Raw genomic sequence first — 16,438 nt, 5'->3', positions numbered from 1 at the left:
CACCATGGATATTTATTTTTATCTGATTATCATTTGGTGGCTATTGTTGGGTGTCCTGCTGATGGGTTTGGGCGCCATGGTAGGCACGGATATGGGGGTGGGTACTATCCTGCGCTATGTCGGGCGTACCGATGCCGAACGCAGGGTGGCCATCAACATTGTTGGCCCCCATTGGGACGGTAACCAGGTCTGGTTCATTTTAGGGGGCGGTGCGATTTTTGCCGCCTGGCCACTGGTTTATGCAACCGCCTTTTCAGGCTTTTACATTGTCATGCTTGTTTTGCTTTGGAGCATGATTGTCAGGCCGTTGGGTTTTGAGTACCGCAGCCAAATCAAAAACGATACCTGGCGCAATGTCTGGGATTGGAGCCTGTTTGTGTCAGGTTTTATTCCCATGCTTGTTTTTGGCGCCGCAGTGGGTAATGTGTTAATTGGGGTGCCATTCCATTTTGATGACCGGATGGTGTCGTATTACACGGGCAGCTTTATCGGCCTGTTTAACCCCTATGCCATTCTTTGCGGTGTGGTGTCGGTCTCTTTGGCGACCCATATGGGTGCATGCATGGTGCTGATTGGCAGTGGCGAGCAACAAATCAGTCAGCGTGCCAAAAAGGTGGCGGTATTCAGTGGTATTCTTGCCCTGGTGCTGCTTACCATTGGGGGAATCTGGTCTGCCAACTTACACGGTTTCAATCTTGTTGAATCGCCAGCACCGGGTGTGCCCCAGACGCCGCTGCATCAAACGGTTACGGTTGAGGCCGGTGGCCTGCTGAAAAACTACCGTCAGTATCCGGTACTTTGGGTCTTGCCTGCCTTGGCGTATGTCAGCCTGATTGCCGGTATTCTGGCTATTCGGGCAGAGCGGGCCGTGTTTGCCTGGTGGTCCGGGGTCATCACCTGGATTGCTGTGATTGGTATGGTGGGTGCGGCCATGTTCCCCTTTGTCATGCCGTCCATCTCTAATCCTTCGCACAGCCTTACCGTATGGAATTCAGGGGCCAGTACCCTGACCATGAGCTGGATGCTGGGTTTTACGGTGCTTTTTATGCCTATCATTGTGTCATACACCAGCTGGGCGTTTTATATCATGCGCGGTAAGGTGAATACCCAAACCGTTGAAAGCGAAGAATCGTATTAAGGAGTCGCGGCAATGTCATTACTGTCTCGCATTATTATTTTGATGATCCTGTCCGTGGTCGCCATCTTGGCAGCGGTCATTTTGGGTGACTATGGGCCCTGGTACTTCTCATGGCTGATAGGTACTGGTTTTATGATTCTTGTGGCAGCCATGGGCGGTGTGCTGTATGAAGATCAGGAAGAAAGGTTGCTGGAGCAGGAAAAAAATGCACAGGGCCATAAAGCACGGTAAAGCGTGTAAGCAGTTAGCCTGATCTTTGCTGCGGACCATCAATGATTGACGGTCCGTTTGCATTAACAAAACCCCAAAAATTTGGTATGTCCAGTTTTTGGGGTTTTGTTTTGGGTTTCTGTTCAGCTGGACAATGACATCTTAAAGCTTTGCCAGCGCGATATCTGTGGATTTTACAAACGCAATAACTTCCGAGCCAGTTTTCAGTTCAAGCTTGGCAATAGAGCGGGTGCTGATAATTGAGGTGATAAGACCGGTTGGCGTTTCAATATCCACTTCGGACACAACCGGTCCGGTAACGATTTCAACGATTTTTCCATGAAACTGGTTGCGTGCGTTGATTGATTTGATAGACATGATGATTTCCTTTGATGGAAAATAAATAATAAAAACGGGTAATGATTGCGTGCTGCTGTTCTTTTCATCATAAGAAACCTGGGTTCAATTTCCAAAGACATTTTTATCTTATTGATATCACCTCAGGAAATTAAATCTTATTTTATTTCAAATTAAAAATAAATTTAATGTTTTTCAATAATCATATTTCCTTAAATAATATAAGTACATACGCGTAAATAAACCTTTATTGGCAAGATAAAAAATAAGAATAAGGCATATGGAAATATTAAAAAAATTGTTTAGAAATGAATCCGGGTCTGCCTATACTTTGCTTTCAATTTAAAAATTCCGCGGTATAACTCATCGGAATTTTCATCAATGTCACCTTTTATCTGGAGATTTTATGAACGCACGTCTTACCCCTGCTCAGGCATCCCGCTCACTCGCCGTCAAGGCCGGTCTGGATTACCCGGTTATTGATACTGATGTCCATGTAAACGACTATAACCCCGCGCTGGAAGAGTATGTGCAGCAATACGGGGGCGGTGAGCTGGTGGATGCCTTGCGCAAAGTCCTTGGCTCCCGTTTCAATACACGCAGCAATGGCAAGGACTGGTATCAGCAGACACAGGAAGAACGTCGTTATTACCGTACCTTACGCTCCCCATGGTGGGCACGGGTTACCCGTAATACGCTTGATCTGGCCACGTATACCTTGCCCGAGCTACTGGCAGAACGCCTGTCAGAACAGGGTGCTGATTACTCGGTACTGTTTCCCAATGATGTGCTGGCACCGCTGGGGGCGGGCAAGCATCGCCAGGCTTTGCATCGCGCCATTAACCACTTTCATGCGGATTTGTACGGCAAATACAGTGACCGCCTGACACCTGTAGCCGGTATTCCACTGCATACACCAGAAGAAGGAATAGAAGAGCTGGAGTTTGCCGTCAAGACTTTGGGATTGAAGGTGATCAACATTGCCGGTGGGGTGCGCCGTCCTGTGCCTGCAGTTGCCGACAAGTATCCGCCGGCTCATCATCCGGATGTGGCCAAATATGCGCATTACACCGATTTTTATGGCATTGACAGTGACTATGACTATGACCCGTTCTGGGCCAAAGTGGTGGAGCTGGGTGTGCCTGTCACTACTCATTATGGCAGTCAGGGCTGGACCGGGCGCCATTCCGTCAGTAATTACATGTTCAACCATATTGGGCACTTTGCAGATGGTTCCGAGGCATTTGCCAAGGCGCTTTTCTTTGGTGGCGTGACCAAACGTTTTCCGGGGCTGCGTGTGGCCTTACTTGAAGGGGGCGCAGACTGGGGAGCCAATGTGTTTACGCACTTGATTGATCGCTGGGAAAAGCGCAATCGCGTGGCGGTACAGAATTACAACCCGGCCAATGCCGATCTGGACTTGCTGGAAAACCTGTTCCAGCGTTATGGCCAAGACTTTATCAAGGGACGCAAGCTTGATAAGAACACCTTGTTGCTTGATAGCCTGGGCGTATCGGCTTTCCCGCACAGCCGTGAACCGAATGCCGAAGAGCTGGATGATTTTGCATTGGCAGGCATTGAGTCACCAGAAGATATTAAAAAACAATGGGCAGACAGTTTCTACTTTGGTGCCGAGTCGGACGACCGTACGGTTGCGGTTGCTTTCAATGAAAAACTTAATCCGCTTGGCGTTAAAACCAAAGCGATCTGGTCTTCCGATATTGGTCACTGGGATGTGCCCGATTTAACGGAACCGTTGGCAGAAAGCTGGGACCTGGTAGAGCAGGGTGTGATTAGTGAAGACGATTTTAAAGCGCTGGTTTTTGGAAACCCTTACCGCTTTTATACGGAAGCTAATCCGAACTTTTTTGCCGGCACAACCATAGAGAAAAAGCTTTCTTTGGATAAAAAGGCGGCTTAATCGGTAACGCGGGCTATTTCACACATACCTTATTTTAACTGGCTCGGGTGTGCCAGGGTGTGAAAGGGTCCGCCCGATTTTTTAACCAAACGGATTCATGCAGGAATATTTATGATGAAATATAAAAAAATACGCCGGTCTTTATTGAAAACCATGCTGGGTGGATTGGTGCTGGCTTTTGCCGTTACACCGGTATATGCAGAAAAACTGTCAAAAGTACGGATTGGTGTTGCCACTGCAGGCGGTGGCGAACCGATTACCTGGGGTGGCTCACCCGGTGCCGTCGCGCGAATTAATGGCTGGGTTGAAGAGGCCTTCAAGGGTGATGGGGTTGAGGTTGAATGGGTGTTTTTTAAAGGGGCGGGCCCGGCCGTTAACGAAGCCTTGTCCAATAAACAGATTGACTTTGCCTACCATGGTGACTTGCCCTCGGTAGTGGGCCGTTCCAATGGTCTTAAAACACGTGTTCTGCTAATTAGTGGGGCTCGTAATAATCTATATCTTGTGACACCGGTCGGTTCCGATATCAAGTCAATTAACGATCTGAAAGGCAAACGGGTTTCCATTTTTCGTGGTACCAACGGTCATCTTGTTGCCAATAATCTGCTGGCGGCACATGGCCTGAAAGAGCGCGATATAAAAGGGATAAATCTGGATTCGGGCAGTGCACAGGCGGCACTGGCATCCAAAAGTGTAGACGCCGCTTTTGGCGGGCAAGAGCTGTTTAAACTGCGTAATCAAGGGTTGATTGACATTGTTCATTCGACTCAGGGCAAAGAACCCGTTTTTACCCGCCAGGCACATCTACACGTGAGGGATGAGTTTGCCAATGCGCATCCCGAAGCTGTCCAGAAAGTGGTTGATACCTTTGTCAGGGCTGCAGATTGGGCTTCGGATGAGAAAAATCGTGAGGCCTTGTTCAGGTTGTGGGCCCGTAGCGGCACGCCCTATGAGTCCTATGTGGCTGAGTTCGAGAATCAGGATCTGGCCGTGCGTAATTCTCCACTGATTGATGATTTTATCGTGGGTCGCTATAAGGAAGTGGTCAGTGACGCGCTCGAGTTGAAACTGATTCGACGTGATGTGTCGGTAGATGATTGGTTTGATACCCGTTTTCTGCAAAAAGCACTTGAAACGCAGGGCTTGACCCATCGCTGGACCCGCTTTGATGTGACTGGCAAGCCTCAGCAGCAAGCCAAGGTTGCCACTGTCGCCAGTGGCGGCTAAACAGGGGGACGTTATGACACAAAGTAGTCTGGCCGTGATTCCGGTTGACACGGATGAGAAGGATTCTGTCCGAAAGTTTGGCAGCCTGTTTCTGTTGCGCATGGGTGATCGACTCTTACCCTGGCTGTTGCCTGCGGTCCTGCTGGTTTTATGGCAGACCGGCGTGGATCAGGGATGGATTTCTCCTCAGGTTCTGCCATCGCCCGCCTTTGTGCTTGAAACGCTGGTGGATCTTGTTAAGAGTGGTGATCTGTGGCTGAACGTCTCGGTCAGTCTGCAGCGGGTATTGCTGGGCTTTCTGGCCGGGTCGCTGTTAGGCGTGTTGCTGGGTTGCGTGCTGGGCTTATCACGCCAGATCGAGTCATATCTGTTGCCCACTTTTAATGCACTGGTGCAGATTCCGGTTTTGGCCTGGATGCCATTTGTTTTATTGCTGGTGGGTATTGGTGAGCCACTTAAATATATCCTGATTGCCAAGGCGGCTTTGGTGCCGGCAACGCTTAATACCCTACAAGGTTTTCATCAGGTGCCTCCTTCCTTTCGTGAGGTGGCCAGCGTTTACGGTTATACCCGCCGGCAGGAAGTATTTGAGGTGATCCTGCCACTGGCGGCACCCACGATTTTTACCGGTTTGCGACTGGGTTTCACCAAGGCCTGGTTATCACTGGTGGTTGTGGAACTGGTGGCTTCCAGTGAAGGACTTGGGTTTTTGATTGTTTATGGGCGTCAGTTATTCCAGCTGGATCTGGTGATGGCGGCGGTCATTGTGGTGGGGGCGATTGGTTATCTGATTGACCGGTTTCTGGATTTTATTGAATCCAGGTTGATGGGCAAACGTCATTTACCTGCATTCAGGAGAGTTCAATGAGTAAATTTGCTGCGTTATCTTCTGATGTTGCGGCTGCTGAAACCACGGCACCTTTACGTGTCCGGTCTAACGGGCGCTGGAAAGGTTTTGTGTTGCCGGTTTTTGCCCTTGTCCTGTGGTGGGCAAGCTCAGAGCTGGGCCTGGTTAACTCCGCTTTGCTGGTGTCGCCACTAAAAGTATTGGAAACCGCCATTGACCAGTTTTCCTCGGGCAAGATCTGGGTGGCCCTGGGTGCCAGTCTGGGACGGGAAATGGCCGGTTTTGCAATTGGAACGTTTGCCGGTCTGGTTTTGGGGGGACTGTTGGGTTTTGTGCCTTTATTCAACCGTATTGTAGGACCCAGTTTTAATACGTTTAAACAAATTTCCCTGTTTGCCTGGATTCCACTGCTTTCTGTGTGGTTTGGTTTGGGAGAGGTGGCCAAGGTGGTGTTTCTGTCGCTGGCCGCTTTGCTGCCGGTAGTGGTTAATACTGCTGATGGCATCAAAAACACGCCACCCAAACTGCTTGAAGTAGCGCAGGTGTACGGATATACGCGCTGGCAAACCATTACGGGTGTTATTTTGCCTGCCGCCATACCATCCATTTTTACCGGTGTTTATCTGGCCCTGATTTATTCGTGGCTGGCAACGATCGGGGCAGAGTATTTGCTGGCTGCCGGTACGGGTATTGGCAATACGCTGGTTGATGGCAGTGAGCATTTTCAAATGGATCTGGTGATTTTCGGGATGGTGGTTATCGGGTTGGTGGGGTGGCTGATGAATGCCTTGGCACGGCTTGTTGAGCGCCGTATCAGTCTTGGTTATGGCCGCTCTTGACCCTTTATCAAAGGTATGGAATAAGGAGAATAAATAATGACGCAATATCAATTCAGGGATCGTGCCGATCACGCACTTGGGTCAGGGGGTAGTTCGGGCCCATTAGTACAGGTACTGTCAGATCAGAATCCAAGAACACCGCGGCAATCCAATAATCTGGAAATTGTCGGACTGGGCAAACGCTATGCCAGCCAGCAGTCCAGTGATGGTGTTTTGCAGGTTCTGGAAAATATTAATTTGAATGTGCAGGCAGGGCAGTTCGTTAGTATTGTGGGGGCCAGTGGCTGCGGTAAATCCACCCTGTTACGTCTGGTGCTGGGCCTGGATAGCGAGTATGAAGGACAGATTCTTATTGGTGGCCAGCCCATATCAGGGACGGGTCGTGATCGTGGCATTGTTTTTCAGGATCATCGTCTGTTTCCGTGGTTGACGGTCGCGCAGAATGTTGGTGTGGCTTTACGTAATTCCCCATTTAATGCGGCTCAGAAACGCGATCTTATCGCAGAGCATATTGCCCTGGTTGGTTTGGAAGGGTTTGAACAATCTTACCCGCATCAGATTTCGGGTGGTATGGCGCAACGGGTCGCGATTGCCCGCGGTCTGGTTAATCGCCCAAGCATGTTATTGCTGGATGAACCTTTGGGTGCGCTTGATGCCCTGACACGATCACGTTTGCAGGTTGAGTTGCAGCGTATTTGGGAAAAAGAAAAAATCACTATGCTGCTGGTCACCCATGATGTTGATGAGGCTGTATTTCTGGGGGACAGGGTGGTGGTGATGGAACCCCATCCGGGACGTATCAAGCGTACGGTAGAAATTGATTTGCCACGTGAACGTAATCGTAGTGACCCGGATTTCATTCGCTTGCGCGATGATGTGTTGAGTGATTTCCTGGATATTGATGTTAACCAGATTGATACACAAGCGCTTAATCCATCATCCTTGCCCCGTTCTTTTGCAGACTTGAGAATGTCCTGGTAAATATTTCATTTAATGTTAAAGAGTTGATTTATGAGTAAACCGTTAAAACAAATCAAATTGGGTGCTTTTCTGATGCAGACCGGGCACCATATCGCCGCCTGGCGTCACCCGCAGGCACAGGCCGATGCCGGTGCCAATTTTGCCCATTATGCAGAACTTGCCTGTCGTGCCGAGGCTGCCAAGTTTGATGCCATTTTCTTTGCCGATAGTGTTGGCGTTAAAACCTCTGACCCTGCCACGCTGGCACGTACCGCACGAGCGGACACACTGGAGCCTTTAACCTTATTGCCTGCACTGGCTGCGGTTACCGAGCGGATCGGCTTGATTGGTACGGCTTCCACAACATTTAACGAGCCTTATAATCTGGCACGTAAATTTGCCACGCTGGATTTGATTAGTGGTGGCAGGGCCGGATGGAATCTGGTCACTTCCAATAGTGATTTTGAAGCCAAAAACTTTAATTATGAAAAGCAGCTAGAACATGAGCAACGTTATGAGCGTGCCGGTGAGTTCCATGATGTGGTGGTGGGTTTATGGGATACCTGGGAAGACAATGCTTTGGTGCGTAATAAAGAATCAGGTGTTTTTTATGATGTGAACAAATTGCATGTGTTGAATCACAAGGGAAAACATTTTTCAGTACGTGGCCCGCTTAACGTTGCCCGTTCACCACAGGGACGGCCCGTGGTGGTGCAGGCAGGCGCTTCCGAAACAGGACGCGAACTGGCAGCACGCACGGCTGAAGTGATTTTTGTTGCGCATCAGACCTTGGGCGAGGCAAAGTCGTTTTATGCCGATATCAAGGAACGTGTAAAGCGTTATGGCCGTTCTCCCGATGATGTCAAAATCATGCCCGGTATTTTCCCGGTCATCGGGCGTACCCAGGCAGAGGCAGAAGAAAAATTTGAACAGTTGCAAAATCTGATTCATCCTGAAGTTGGTGTTTCCCTGCTATCCAACATGATTGGTGCGGACTTATCCGGCTACCCGGTAGACGGGCCTTTGCCCGATTTGCCTGAAACCAATGGTGGTCAAAGCCGCCAGCAGCTTTTGGTGGATTTGGCACGACGGGAAAACCTGAACATTCGCCAGCTTTACCTGCGAATTTCCGGTGCAAGGGGACACCAGCAGATTGTCGGCACGCCAGCCCGGGTTGCCGATCAGTTACAACAGTGGTTTGAAGAAGGCGGGGCGGATGGTTTCAATATCATGTCTCCCTGGTTGCCGGGTGGCTTGGACGACTTCATTGAAGGTGTTGTGCCTGAACTGCGCCGGCGTGGTTTGTTCCGTACGGAGTATGAGGGCACCACCTTGCGGGAGAATCTGGGTTTGAAACAGCCTAAACCCTTAATTTCAAAAGATGTTCCTTCCCCAGTTCTTCAAGTCGATTCACACCCAGCATAGCCATATTGCGGTCAATTTCGGCTTTCAGTAGCGCAATCGCATGGCTAACGCCTGCCTGTGAGGCCGTGGCCGCGGCAAAATTGAAAGGGCGGCCAAGAAATACAAACCTAGCCCCTAATGCAAGGGCTTTGAGCACATCGCTACCCCTGCGAATGCCACCATCGAGCATAACGGGCAGGTTGCCGACAGCCTGGATAATATCGGGCAAGACCCGCAACGGTGAAACGGCACCATCAAGCTGGCGACCGCCGTGATTGGAAATAATGATGCCGTCAGCGCCTATGGTTTTGGCCATGCTGGCATCGGGTGCACTTAAAATGCCTTTGATGATCAGGTTTCCAGGCCACAGCGCACGGATTTTTTCGATATGGCGCCAGTCCAGGTGTTCCCGGTTGGAAAAATCCCGCTCTACATTGCTTGAAATAATGGGGGCACCGCGTTCGGCGAAGGAGTTTTCAAAATGAGGAATGCCATCCATCAAGGTGCGCAAAAACGTGCCCAGCAACCAGCGTGGGTGTGTCATGCCATCCCATATCAATCGGCCATTGGGGCGCAAAGGGGTGGAGAACCCGGCACGGATATTGTTTTCCCGGTTACCGGCCACGGGTATGTCAACGGTGATAACCAGTGTCTGAACGCCAGCCTCTTTGATCCGTGCGATGAGTGCATCAATCCGCTGTTGCTCACCAGGTAAATACGCCTGAAACCAGCTGTTGGGGGCAACCTCCATAATGCTTTCAAGGCGGGTAAGCGAAGAGCCGCTTAGAATGTAAGGGATATTGGCCTGCGCCGCCGCCCGGGCCATGACCCGGTCGCCGTCATGGGTGGAAAGGGCCGCAATGCCCATGGGAGCAATGCCAAAAGGGCAATCCCATTCATGCTTGAAAAGGGCGGTTGATTGGCTGCGCCGGGCAACATTTTTCAGTACGCGTGGTACAAATTCCCATTGTTCAAAGGCATTGAAGTTGTCTTTCCAGCTTTGACGGGTTTCAACCGAGCCCGCAATGTAGCCGTAAAGCGCTTTGGGCAAATAGGCGCGTGCCCGTGCTTCAAAATCATCCAGGCAAAGTATGCTGGCCAGTTTGCCTTTGGTGTTGGCGCCGTTAAATGCCGTCCATGCATTGCTGGAAGCGTTTTGTGCGATAGCTTGTGGAGTGTGGGTGTTAAGGGCTGATTCTTTCATGGGCTCACCTGAACAATGCAAATATGTTTACGATGAGTGACTGTAAAAGGATTACTAATAATAAAAAAGCGAATAATATCGTAATAACTTGTTTTCTTTTATTCAACTATGACCTTAAAACAATTGGAAGCATTCTATTGGGCGGCCATTAGCCCCAGTTTTGCCATGGCGGCAGAAAGGGTGAATTTGACGGTGTCGTCGTTGTCCAAGCGCCTTGCCGAACTGGAGGTTTCGCTGGGCCAGACCCTGTTTGACCGTAGCGGCCATAAAGCCAGCTTAACCGAGGCCGGAGAACGTTTGCTGCCGCAGGCCATTGCCTTATTGCAGCAGGCGCAAGCGCTTAAGGAAATCGTTTCGGCAAACGCCGGGTTACAGGGTCGTTGCCGAATCGGTTCAGGCGAACTGGCCTCTATTACCTGGTTGCCTGCCTGGGTGCACCAAGTGCAAACGCAGCATCCGGCGCTGTCTATCAGTGTGTTAACCGATATTGGCCAGGCGCTGACCGAAAGGCTTGAAAAAGGAGAGCTGGACGTGGCGGTGATTGCGGGTCACGCCAGGCGCTCGGGGCTGGCGTCTATCCCTTTGCGCAGTTCGTCATTTGTGTGGTGCGCCCGGCCCGATATTGCCCGGCATTTGCCGGTACTGGAGCTTGCCTCATTGGAAAAGCAAATGCTAATAACGTTGCCACGTGGTTCGGGCGCTACCCATATTCTGGATGGCTGGCTTGAACGTGCCGGCGTAAAATTTGCCCAAACCGTTGTGTGTAATCAGTGGGGGGTAGTGGCAGGGCTTATTCTTGAAGGCGCCGGCATTGGATTTTTACCTCAAGGCTTGGCAAACGGGTTGGTGCATCAACAAAAAATTGTGTTACTCAAAAGCCGTCACGCGTTGCAAAAATTGGATTATTGCCTGCATTATCGTTATGATGATCCAAGGCCGCTTATTCCTGCATTAGTCAAAAGCTGTCTACAGGCGGCAAACTTTGAGGCAAGCGGCGTGTTTTTTTAAGATTTGTTTTTTCCTGATCACAGAAAAATGTAAACGGAAACACCCGAAGGCGTTTCCGTTTTAAACTTACATATTGGGTAATTACATGCCTGGCAGCACGGCAATATCAATGACATTGCCTGGCAGGCCGTTTATTTTACCCAAGGTCTTGGGTTGACCATTGCCCAGATCCAGTACATGCAGGGTGGAACCTGTTAGCAGATAGGCGGTATTGCCACCTTTGCCATCACTCTGAATATCGATGGCCACTGTTTTCAGATCATCGGCAATTTTGCCTATAGGTTGCTGAATGCCGTCGTTGGGCGGGTTCTGCAACATCAGGCTATTGTTGGCCAAGTCAATGGTATGCAAGGCAGTGCTTTTAGTGCCAGCATATGAGTTGGTGTAAGCGCCTGCCGCGATATTGGGCTTTTTACCGGCATGGGGGCCATCAGCGGCATAGCTGGTGCTGCCATCCACGGCAACTTCACCGGTCTCTACATTAACCCGAAAGCTGGTACCGTCGTTAGCCAGCAAACGCAGTTTGTCAGCGGCGGGGTTAAAGTCAACCACGGCCTGACCGCTACCTGGCAATTCCTTGTTCAGTTTTACGACTTTGCTGGCGGCGCCACTGGACAGGTCAATGTTGTATAGCTGATGGTCGTTGCCCAAAGCATAAAGCTTGCCATTGGCCGGACGTACATCAATGCCACGCAGGGGGGTGGGGCTGCTGGCAGCCATGTTGGCGGTGACTTTCTGGTTGTTGCTGTCAATTTTATAAAGTTGGCCATCGGCGGTTAATGCAAGCAGGGTTGCGGCACTGGCTGTACCAGCCAAAAGGGTGCTTGCGGCAGCGGTTAATGCCATGGAAAGCAGGGATTTACGCATGTTCATAAAATTTCTCTCAGTGTTTTCAGATATGAATGCGAGACTGAAAAATGCCAGTCTTGCCGGTACTTTGTTAGGGCACCTGATATATATACCCGCGAGAGAATGCGTTGGATGTCGCGATTTAAAAATAAATTTTCAAATCGCGACTTTTTTTGTATAAACCGCTTTAGTTGATGGACGCCATGACTGCCCGGCCAATATAAAGTACTTGTCCTGTTGGTCGGTTAATAGGTGAGCCGCCTTCTGGTTCCAGGGTCAGTTCAAACAGCTGTCCAGCTTGTACGGGCCCAATTTGTTCTACGGGCAGTTGCAGTGGTTTGCCCGGTTCAACCAAACCCAAAGAGCGGGGGCCAAGGGCAGGATCAACCAAAGTCCAGAACTGGATAGAGCGGTTGGCCGGAATAGCTTGATCATTCAGGGGCTCCAGCAGAAGGGCGCCTGTTTGATCAATATGCACCACCCAGCCGGGCTGGGCGGCTTCACCAGGCGGCTGCAAGACGGCGGTATAACGGTTGGCGGATATATCGTTTTGCCACGGTTCTGGCAAAATAACAATCAGTAAGGCAAAGGCCAGCACGGCACTGGCCAAGCGCCAGGTAGCCAGGCTTTGCCACCAGGTTTTCCACTGGCTTGCCCGTTGGACGGGTGTGCCCAGGCCAAGGCTTTTTTGCAGTCGCGGCCATAACTGTGCCGTGGGTGTTTGGGGCGGTAGCTGGTCGCTCAGTTCAAGGAAATGTTGCTGCCATTGCAGGGCCATTTTGGCGGCGTCCTTGTCGTTTTCAATCAGATCGTGAATTTCCCTGGCTTGTGCTTCATCAAGCAGGCCAAGCAGATATTCGCCAATTAGCGTACGCTGTTCATCGGTGGGCAGGTTATTCATCCTTGCAAACACTCCTGTAAGGCGCGAAGACCGGCGCGAATACGGCTTTTAATGGTGCCTAACGGGGTGGTCAGGCGGCTGGCAATTTGCTCATGGGTTAGCCCATGGTAAAAGGCCAGTAAAATAGGGTGCCTGCGGTTACGGTCAATACCTTGCAAACAACGGCTTAGCTGTTTTTCTTCACTTTTCTGTTCAAACAGCTCGTTGGCCTGGGGGCTATCGTCGGCAATGCGTTCAATGAAGTCATCATCCAGCTCTGTGTAGCGGCCATGGTTGCGCAAGTGGTTAAGCGCACGGTAGCGCAAAATGCTGTAGATCCAGGCACGCCCGCTACCCAGCGCACGCTGGAAACGCTGGGCATGCCGCCAGATTTGTACAAAAGTGTCATGCAGGCAATCTTCGGCCAGTGCGCGATCGCCAAGCAGGCTCATGGCCAGCCCCAGCATTTGTGCCGATTCCTGCTGATACAGGGTTTTGAAAGCCTGCTCATCCTGTTTTGCGCAGGCTTCTAAATGGCTTTCATAATCAAACAGCGACGACGCCATGAAAAGGTATCCCTGAAATATGAAGTGAGGCGGTAATGTTACTTGACTACCTGTTATGTCTGGTTATTGTTAACTATTATTTTGTTGCTTGCTATGATAGAAATACAAATACACCAGACCTGCGGGGGCAATGAAAACTGCGCATACCCAGCATAACAGCATCGTTATCAATTTTGCAATGAGCATCACAATGGTATTAATGAAAAAAACATTTTGCCCCATGATGAAGTCAATGATGCTTTCATAAACAAAGCGGGAATAAGGATAAAGCAGGGTTGAAATGGCCATAAAAACCATCATTCCGATTGAGGTGGGCTGAGTGGTTTGGGATTGCATGAACAGGAATAATGCAGGGAAAATAAGTCCAAAAATAAAATGGCGAAAATAATAAGTTAGCGACAAGCCACCAAACGTTTTAGCAATCAAGTGATTCATATGTATTTCTAAAAATAGTTAAGTATTAAAACAGGTGGCTGATTATATCGTACACAACCATCATTGTGTATATAAAAAATGCAAAATATAACAAATGGTAAAATTCCGTGCTTTGTTCCTATCTTAAGTTTTTTTCTGACAAAAATTTTATTCTTTAACTAAAATTTAAAGCATCAATCGCATCAATAAGGAAAGGAAGACAAAATGAATAAAAGAGCACTGGGTAATACGGGTATGTCAGTTTCACCGCTGATTTTTGGCGCCAATGTTTTTGGTTGGACGGCCGATAAAACACGCTCGTTCGAGCTGCTTGACCGTTTTACCGAAGCCGGTTTTGAAACCATAGATACTGCTGACATGTATTCGACCTGGGCGCCAGGTAACCAGGGTGGAGAGTCCGAAACGATTATTGGTGAATGGATGAAAACGCGAGGTAATCGTGACCGGATCATACTTATTACCAAGGTGGGTCTGGAAATGGGGCCAGGGCAGAAAGGCCTTTCTGCAGCATGGATTGAGCGTGCCGTTGAAAATTCCTTGCGTCGTTTGCAGACAGATTATATTGACCTTTACCTGTCACATATTTTTGACGGGGACGTGCCTGTGGAAGAAACGCTGGCCGCGTATGAGCGTTTGCTTAACGCCGGCAAGATCCGTTCTGTTGGCGCTTCCAACCATTCTGCAGAACAGTTGGCACATGCCCTGAAAGTGGCTGCTGAAAACGGATTGCCCCGCTACGAGGTCCTGCAACCCGAGTATAACCTTTATGACCGTGACAGCTATGAAGGTGCCTTGCGTGATCTTGCCATTGCCGAAGGCCTGGGTGTGATTACCTATTACAGTCTTGCCAGTGGTTTTTTAACCGGAAAATATCGCAGTACTCATGATTTGCAAAAGAGTGCACGGGGTGGCGGTGTCAAATCTTATCTTAATGAGCGGGGCTTGAAAATTCTGGCTGCCTTGGATAAGGTGGCGGCCAATCATGCAGCGGCGCCGGCAGAAGTGGCCCTGGCCTGGTTGATGGCGCGTGAAGGAGTAACTGCCCCCATCGCCAGTGCAACCAGCCTGGATCAATTGGATAGCCTCATCCGTTCAACGCAATTGCTGCTGTCTGACGAAGACATGGCCTGTCTGAATCAAAGCAGTGCCATGTAAAAAGCCGGATCCTACAAGAATAATGTCAGATTCCGCATTTGACCGTTATACCGGGATCTGACATTGGGAACTGTTCTTGCCTGCGTTACCCTGCGCTCAGCCTCCAGGCCAGGGCCGCCAGGGTTGCCAATAAAACCGGTAGCGTTATCACAATGCCCACCCTGAAGTAATAGCCCCAGGTGATTGTCAGGTTTTTCCGGGCCAGAACATGCAGCCACAGCAAAGTAGCCAGGCTGCCGATAGGAGTGATTTTAGGTCCAAGATCACTGCCAATAACATTGGCGTAAATCATGGCTTCCTTAATGGTACCGGTCGTCTGGCTGGCTTCAATCGATAAGGCTCCCACCAGCACGGTAGGAAGGTTGTTCATGATGGAAGACAGTAAGGCCGTGAGGAATCCGGTTCCTATAGCCGCAACCCATAGCCCCTGGCCACCCAGCCAGTTCAAAAGTGTTGCGATATGATCAGTTAGCCCGGCATTGCGCATGCCATAAACAACCAGGTACATGCCTAAAGAAAAAATCACAATAGACCAGGGAGCTTCACGCATGACTTTTCGGGTACTAATCACATGTCCGCGACCAGCCACCACTAACAGGATAGCTGCGCCGATACCGGCAATCACGCTAACCGGAATGCCCATGTTTTCAAGAATAAAAAAACTGATCAGCAGCAGTGCCAGCACAAACCAGCCAGCCCGAAAGGTGGTCAGGTCACGAATGGCATCGTTTGGGCGTTTAAGTTGAGTGCGATCATAGGTAGCGGGAATGCTGGTTCGAAAATACCACAGCAACACCAGGAGTGTGGCCGCCACCGAGATGAGGTTAACAGGTGCCATGACACTGGCATAGCGGGCAAAGCCGATATCAAAAAAATCAGCGGAAACGATATTGACGAGATTGGAAACAATCAAAGGCAAGCTGCCCGTATCGGCAATAAAGCCGGCGGCCATGACAAACGCCAGGGTCGCACCCGTTCCAAACCCCAGGGCTAGCAGCATGGCCATAACAATAGGAGTAAGAATAAGGGCGGCACCGTCATTGGCAAAAAAGGCGGAAACAGCCGCACCCAGCAAAATGATCAGACCGAACAAGACTTTGCCATGACCACCGCCCCAGCGGGCGACATGCAGGGCAGCCCATTCAAAAAACCCAGCTTCATCCAGCAGCAAGCTGATGATAATAATCGCAATAAAGGTGGCGGTGGCATTCCAGACAATATCCCATACGACCGGAATGTCGCTGATTTGTATGACACCCAATAAAAGTGCCAATAATGCCCCCAAAGAGGCGCTCCAGCCAATACCCAGGCCACGGGGTTGCCAAATGACTAACGCAATGGTCATCATAAAAATGACTACAGATGTAAACACGTTATTTCCTGTTGAATAAAATCAATGCCGATAATGATACCAAGCTTGCTGAAAATGATATTTTTT

General features: G+C 49.9%; 16 protein-coding genes. 10 read left to right on the top strand and 6 right to left on the bottom strand.

What is annotated here, in order from left to right; translation table 11 throughout:
• Positions 1–4 precede the first annotated feature (4 nt).
• Positions 5–1,138 (top strand): cytochrome d ubiquinol oxidase subunit II, encoded by a 1,134-nt coding sequence (cydB, locus tag HCX92_RS10145; RefSeq protein ID WP_169294851.1) that lies wholly within the window; start codon positions 5–7, stop codon positions 1,136–1,138.
• A gap of 12 nt (positions 1,139–1,150) precedes the next feature.
• Positions 1,151–1,369, top strand: a complete 219-nt coding sequence (locus HCX92_RS10140; protein ID WP_169294850.1) for a hypothetical protein — start codon at positions 1,151–1,153, stop codon at positions 1,367–1,369.
• Between the two features lie 141 nt (positions 1,370–1,510).
• Here HCX92_RS10140 and HCX92_RS10135 read toward each other — a convergent pair whose 3' ends face one another.
• Positions 1,511–1,726: a molybdopterin-binding protein gene (locus HCX92_RS10135; protein ID WP_169294849.1), complete on the bottom strand. Its 216-nt coding sequence runs from the start codon at positions 1,724–1,726 to the stop codon at positions 1,511–1,513.
• Between the two features lie 385 nt (positions 1,727–2,111).
• Here HCX92_RS10135 and HCX92_RS10130 point away from each other — a divergent pair, with 385 nt between their 5' ends.
• The 6 genes from HCX92_RS10130 to HCX92_RS10105 all read left to right on the top strand — a co-directional run bounded on the left by HCX92_RS10130 (position 2,112) and on the right by HCX92_RS10105 (position 8,924).
• Entirely contained in the window at positions 2,112–3,626 is a 1,515-nt protein-coding gene (locus tag HCX92_RS10130) for an amidohydrolase family protein (protein ID WP_169294848.1), read from the top strand.
• Positions 3,627–3,737: 111 nt separating this feature from the next.
• The gene (locus tag HCX92_RS10125) at positions 3,738–4,853 is read left to right on the top strand and encodes an ABC transporter substrate-binding protein (RefSeq protein ID WP_371808409.1); all 1,116 of its coding nucleotides are present in this window, start codon (positions 3,738–3,740) and stop codon (positions 4,851–4,853) included.
• A gap of 100 nt (positions 4,854–4,953) precedes the next feature.
• The gene (locus tag HCX92_RS10120; protein WP_248290044.1) at positions 4,954–5,721 is read left to right on the top strand and encodes an ABC transporter permease; all 768 of its coding nucleotides are present in this window, start codon (positions 4,954–4,956) and stop codon (positions 5,719–5,721) included.
• Positions 5,718–6,539 (top strand): ABC transporter permease, encoded by an 822-nt coding sequence (locus tag HCX92_RS10115; protein WP_169294846.1) that lies wholly within the window; start codon positions 5,718–5,720, stop codon positions 6,537–6,539. The genes HCX92_RS10120 and HCX92_RS10115 overlap by 4 nt, the downstream gene beginning before the upstream one ends.
• A gap of 36 nt (positions 6,540–6,575) precedes the next feature.
• Complete coding sequence (locus tag HCX92_RS10110; RefSeq protein WP_169294845.1) at positions 6,576–7,520, top strand: ABC transporter ATP-binding protein; 945 nt, start codon at positions 6,576–6,578, stop codon at positions 7,518–7,520.
• Positions 7,521–7,550: 30 nt separating this feature from the next.
• Positions 7,551–8,924 (top strand): LLM class flavin-dependent oxidoreductase, encoded by a 1,374-nt coding sequence (locus tag HCX92_RS10105; RefSeq protein ID WP_169294844.1) that lies wholly within the window; start codon positions 7,551–7,553, stop codon positions 8,922–8,924.
• Here the strand turns inward: HCX92_RS10105 and HCX92_RS10100 are convergent.
• Entirely contained in the window at positions 8,860–10,107 is a 1,248-nt protein-coding gene (locus HCX92_RS10100) for an alpha-hydroxy acid oxidase (protein ID WP_169294843.1), read from the bottom strand. The genes HCX92_RS10105 and HCX92_RS10100 overlap by 65 nt on opposite strands.
• A gap of 123 nt (positions 10,108–10,230) precedes the next feature.
• On the opposite strand from HCX92_RS10100, the gene HCX92_RS10095 reads away from it, so the two are divergent.
• Positions 10,231–11,115 carry a LysR family transcriptional regulator gene (locus HCX92_RS10095; protein WP_246587173.1) on the top strand — a complete coding sequence of 295 codons (885 nt, stop codon included), beginning with the start codon at positions 10,231–10,233 and terminating at the stop codon, positions 11,113–11,115.
• A gap of 81 nt (positions 11,116–11,196) precedes the next feature.
• Here the strand turns inward: HCX92_RS10095 and HCX92_RS10090 are convergent, their stop codons facing one another.
• The 3 genes from HCX92_RS10090 to HCX92_RS10080 all read right to left on the bottom strand — a co-directional run bounded on the left by HCX92_RS10090 (position 11,197) and on the right by HCX92_RS10080 (position 13,410).
• Complete coding sequence (locus HCX92_RS10090) at positions 11,197–11,988, bottom strand: DUF4394 domain-containing protein (RefSeq protein WP_169294841.1); 792 nt, start codon at positions 11,986–11,988, stop codon at positions 11,197–11,199.
• 163 nt (positions 11,989–12,151) lie between these two features.
• Positions 12,152–12,865 (bottom strand): anti-sigma factor domain-containing protein, encoded by a 714-nt coding sequence (locus HCX92_RS10085; protein WP_169294840.1) that lies wholly within the window; start codon positions 12,863–12,865, stop codon positions 12,152–12,154.
• Complete coding sequence (locus tag HCX92_RS10080; protein WP_169294839.1) at positions 12,862–13,410, bottom strand: sigma-70 family RNA polymerase sigma factor; 549 nt, start codon at positions 13,408–13,410, stop codon at positions 12,862–12,864. The genes HCX92_RS10085 and HCX92_RS10080 overlap by 4 nt, the downstream gene beginning before the upstream one ends.
• A 639-nt stretch (positions 13,411–14,049) precedes the next feature.
• On the opposite strand from HCX92_RS10080, the gene HCX92_RS10075 reads away from it, so the two are divergent.
• Positions 14,050–15,000, top strand: coding sequence for an aldo/keto reductase (locus HCX92_RS10075; protein ID WP_169294838.1), 951 nt, complete (start codon positions 14,050–14,052; stop codon positions 14,998–15,000).
• Between the two features lie 85 nt (positions 15,001–15,085).
• Here the strand turns inward: HCX92_RS10075 and HCX92_RS10070 are convergent, their stop codons facing one another.
• A complete protein-coding gene (locus tag HCX92_RS10070) occupies positions 15,086–16,372 on the bottom strand; it encodes an arsenic transporter (RefSeq protein WP_169294837.1) in 1,287 nt (428 codons plus the stop codon).
• Positions 16,373–16,438: the final 66 nt, after the last annotated feature.

This window comes from Advenella sp. EE-W14 (genome assembly GCF_012923605.1).
GTDB lineage: Bacteria > Pseudomonadota > Gammaproteobacteria > Burkholderiales > Burkholderiaceae_B > Advenella > Advenella alkanexedens.
This window is presented reverse-complemented; position numbering and strand designations above follow the sequence as displayed.